At 45.8% G+C, this 4,211-nt stretch carries 4 protein-coding genes; all 4 read right to left on the bottom strand.

Going from position 1 to position 4,211, the window contains the following annotated elements:
• Window positions 1-107 precede the first annotated feature (107 nt).
• A complete protein-coding gene (locus BCT81_RS21165; RefSeq protein WP_008218598.1) occupies window positions 108-1,046 on the bottom strand; it encodes an ABC transporter permease in 939 nt (312 codons plus the stop codon).
• Window positions 1,047-1,048: 2 nt separating this feature from the next.
• Window positions 1,049-2,026, bottom strand: a complete 978-nt coding sequence (locus BCT81_RS21170; RefSeq protein ID WP_061033080.1) for an ABC transporter permease — start codon at window positions 2,024-2,026, stop codon at window positions 1,049-1,051.
• A 177-nt stretch (window positions 2,027-2,203) separates the two neighbouring features.
• Window positions 2,204-3,757 (bottom strand): ABC transporter substrate-binding protein, encoded by a 1,554-nt coding sequence (locus tag BCT81_RS21175; protein ID WP_102425727.1) that lies wholly within the window; start codon window positions 3,755-3,757, stop codon window positions 2,204-2,206.
• Window positions 3,758-3,851: 94 nt separating this feature from the next.
• A partial coding sequence (locus BCT81_RS21180) for an ABC transporter ATP-binding protein (RefSeq protein ID WP_133152677.1) occupies window positions 3,852-4,211 on the bottom strand: 360 nt, incomplete at its 5' end.

The following is a 4,211-nucleotide window of genomic DNA, read 5'->3' on the forward strand; positions in this document are numbered from 1 at the left end:
ACACTATCAATGATACTTAGTTCAAGATCCATTAAGCAAAAAAAGAGCCGTAATTGCTTACGGCTCTTAGTTTAGTGATTTTTTTTACTAAAAATCAAACCAAGCTATCACCCTTTATAAATTTTAGGGTTAAACACGTCACGTAACCAGTCACCCAGCAGGTTGATCACCAGTACTAGCGTCACCAATACGACACCAGGGAAGGCTGTAATCCACCACGCACCAGAGAAAATGTAGTTAAAACCAGTACTGATTAGTGCGCCCAGTGACGGTTGGTCTACCGGTAGGCCCAAACCTAGGAAAGAAAGTGCCGCTTCTGACATGATGGCATTTGCCACCTGTACCGTAGAGATAACCAAAATTGGCGATAAACAGTTCGGTAGAATATGACGGAACATAATGCGTGGTGCTCTGAAGCCCATCACGCGTGCTGCTTCTACATACTCTTTCTTCTTCTCAGCCAATACTGATGCACGAATCGTACGAGCATATTGTGGCCATTCGGCAATGCCGATAATCACCACCAGCATCACTACCGCATATTGCGCGTAGAAGTCACTACCGAAACTCGCCTTAAAGATAGCCGAGACAATGATCGCAACCATCATGGTTGAGAACGAAAGCTGAACATCAGCAAAACGCATCAAGAAGCTATCGATACGACCACCGAAGTAACCCGCAGATAGACCAATAATGATACCTAGAGTGAGCTGTAGACCAACGGCTAGGAAACCAATCGTCAATGATAAGCGAGAGCCGTAAAGCATGGTCGATAGAATGTCACGGCCCTGCTCATCGGTACCCAGTAGGAAACGCTCTTCGCCATCTTCCATCCAAGACGGTGGTAGCTCAGAGTCCATGATGTCGATAGACGTCACGTCATACGGGTCTGTTGGCGCCAGAATAGGTGCCGCCAATGCCATCACCAAGAATGCAGTGAAAACAGCAAAGCTGAACATTGCCACTTTGTCACGCAAGAAGTAGTACAGAATGTCTGACTGCTTGAATCGCTCCCAACGAGATGGAGCTGTTGTTGTTTGTTCCATGATTATGCTCCTTTCCCTGTGATGTTCACTGTTGGGTTAATGATCCCGTATAGCAGGTCAACAATGGTGTTCGTTACTACGAAGATAAGACCAACGAAGATAACGTATGCGGTAATCAGTGGTGTATCCACTCGGTTAATCGCTTCAAGGAATAGGAAGCCGGTGCCCGGCCACTGGAATACGGTTTCAGTAAGAATTGTGTAAGCCACCATAGTACCAATCTGAACACCACCTACCGTTAGTACAGGTAGCATTGTGTTTTTCAGAGCATGCTGGTAGTAAATCTTGTTCAGTTCCAGACCTTTCGCTTTACCAAACTTGATGTACTCAGAGCTTAGCACTTCTAGCATCTCTGAACGAACTAGACGAATGAAAAGCGGTAGCATGATAGATGCAAGTGCGATACTTGGCAGAACTAAGTGTGCAAGGCCATCTAGCGTTAAGAAGCCAGACTCCCAGCCAAACCAGTTTGCCGTTTCACCACGGCCAAACGACGGTAGCCAGCCAAGTTCAATAGAGAAGACATACATCAGCATGATTGCCGTTAAGAAAACAGGCACAGAGATACCGATACTACTGCCCGCCATCACCAGCTTAGTGAAGAAACTTTTTGGGTGTATTGCTGAATAAACGCCAAGTGGAATCGACAGACAAACGATGATCAGAGAAGCGCCAAACACGAGTTCAAGCGTCGCCACCAGCTTATCTAAGATTACGTCCACTGCAGGGCGTTTAAAGAAATATGAAGTACCAAGATCACCTTGTAGAGCAGCGCCTACAAAGCGAGTGTATTTTGTAATGAAGGGATCATTTAAGCCGAGTTCATCACGCAGCGCTTGACGCTCCGATTCTGACACAGATTGACCGACTAACTCACGCAACGGGTCGCCCAGGTTATCCTGAATGGCAAACGCCACCAAACTGATCACAAACATCACTATCAGTGCCTGAAACAGGCGCTTGACCAGAAACGTAACCATTCCTTGCCCCTTATCTATCCATGACTATCTAATCGAAATCCGCGACTAGATAACAAAAATTCAGTCTTAAAAAAGGTATTTAGCCAGACTGAAGGAAGACCAAACACCTAAACTTAAATCTATTTCTTAATAATTTGAGAGCCTGAAAGCTCAGGCTCTCGATTCTAGCAAGCTAGATTATTTTACAACTAGGTCGCCGAAGTAAGGCATAACCATTGGGTTTACGATGTCTGCAGCACCTACGTTAGACTTCGCGCCCCACGCTTCACTTTGCCAGTGTAGCGGTACGAATGCAGCGTCGTTGTATAGTGTTGCTTCAACGCCTTTCAGCATCTTAGAACGCTTAACTGGGTCAGTTTCAGTGTTAGAAGCTTCTACAATCGCATCCATTTCTGGGTTTGAGTAACCAGAACAGTTGTATTGACCACGACCAGTCTCTTCGTTACGAGTCATTGTTAGGAACTCGTTGAAGTTCGCTGAATCTTCAGTATCTGAGTGCCAGCCGATCATCATCATGTCAGCAGAACATAGGTCAAACTCAGGCCAGTACTGTGCTTTAGGCATAGTCTTAAGATCAACTTTGATACCAATCTTAGATAGCATTGCCGCAGACGCTTGCGCTACTTTCGCATCGTTCACGTAACGGTTGTTTGGTGCCATCATAGTTAGCGTAAAGCCATCTTCGTAGCCCGCTTCTTTCATCAGCTCTTTCGCTTTCTTAAGATCGTAACGAGGAACTAGCTCTTCGTTGTGACCCGCGTAGCCTGTTGGGCTTTGCTGACCAGCAGCTGTTGCGAAGCCTTTCATGATCTTCTTAACGATACCTTCGTTGTTGATTGCGTGAACAATCGCCTGACGAACGCGAACATCTTTAAGAGCTTCGTTGCTGTTTTGGTTCATTTGGAACGTGATGATACGAGTACCAGGTAGCGTTACTAGATCGATGTTCTTAGCGTTCTTAACACGCTTGTGATCGTTTGGTGCTACTGGGTGAATCATATCTACGTCACCAGAAAGAAGTGCAGCAACACGTGTTGCGTCTTCTTTGATTGGTACAAGTGTTAGCTTGTCTACGTTACCTTCAGACTCTGTGTCCCAGTAATCATTGAAACGTTCGAACGTTACTTTAACGCCTTGCTCACGCTGCGTTACGATGAAAGGACCAGTACCTGACACGTTAGTCGAAGCGAACGAGTTACCGTGCTTAACGAGCTCAGACTTGTCTTTACCTTCCGCTGTCTTACCAGAGTAGAACTTGCTGTCCATTGGGAAGATGTACGTTGCTGTTTGTAGTACTAGTGGGTAAGCCGCTTTTGATACTAGCTCAACTGTGTAGTCATCCACTTTTACCATTTTTTCGTATGGCGTGAAGATTGACTTAAAGTCTGGAGAAGCTTGTAGACGTTCAAAAGTCCACACAACATCATCAGCAGTCAGTTCGTTACCAGAGTGGAATTTCACACCTTTGCGTAGGTTGAAACGGAAAGTCGTTTCATCAACACGCTCCCAGCTAGATGCTAGGCGGCCTTCGAAATCCATCTCTTGAGTGAAACGTACTAGAGGGTCAAACACCATGTGAGACATTTGCAGTGTGCCACCAGACAGCTGCTCGTGCGGGTCAAGTGATACTGGGTCAGCTGCGTAGCCAACGGTAATATCTGCTGCTGCTGCACTAAAGCTTAGGCCAGCTGCCATCAAAGCTACTGCTAATTTGCTTTTCATGGTTTTCATTGCATAACTCCTTCATGCGGGAATCCAGATCCCTAGTTGTTGTATTTGCGTCTGTTTATTGTTGTTAGCAAGCTAAACTCCAGCCTGCTGATTTTTATACCGCGGCTTGTGCCACTGCTTTTTCTTCTCTTAAACCTGTAAATTCAGGCATTAAAGAAATCAGTTGTTTGCTGTATTCATGCTGAGGTGATTGGAACAGTTGCTCTGTAGGCGCAACTTCCAATAGTGTCCCCATCTGCATCACACCAACACGGTCACACATTTGGCGAATAACCGGTAAATCGTGACTGATGAACAGCATGGTTAGGTTTAGCTCGTCTTGTAAGTCTTTTAGTAGGTTAAGGATCTGAGCCTGTACCGACACATCCAGTGCCGATGTTGGTTCATCACAAATCAAAAGACGTGGGCGAGTCGCCAAAGCGCGAGCGATAGAAATACGCTGACGTTGACCACC

The sequence above is a fragment of the Vibrio sp. 10N.261.52.A1 genome (assembly GCF_002876325.1).
GTDB lineage: Bacteria > Pseudomonadota > Gammaproteobacteria > Enterobacterales > Vibrionaceae > Vibrio > Vibrio chagasii.

What these genes read in the sequence shown, in the direction of transcription:
- BCT81_RS21165 (WP_008218598.1), bottom strand. Translation starts at nt 1,046, where the DNA reads ATGGAACAAACAACAACAGCTCCATCTCGTTGGGAGCGATTCAAGCAG.
- BCT81_RS21170 (WP_061033080.1), bottom strand. Translation starts at nt 2,026, where the DNA reads ATGGTTACGTTTCTGGTCAAGCGCCTGTTTCAGGCACTGATAGTGATG.
- BCT81_RS21175 (WP_102425727.1), bottom strand. Translation starts at nt 3,757, where the DNA reads ATGAAAACCATGAAAAGCAAATTAGCAGTAGCTTTGATGGCAGCTGGC.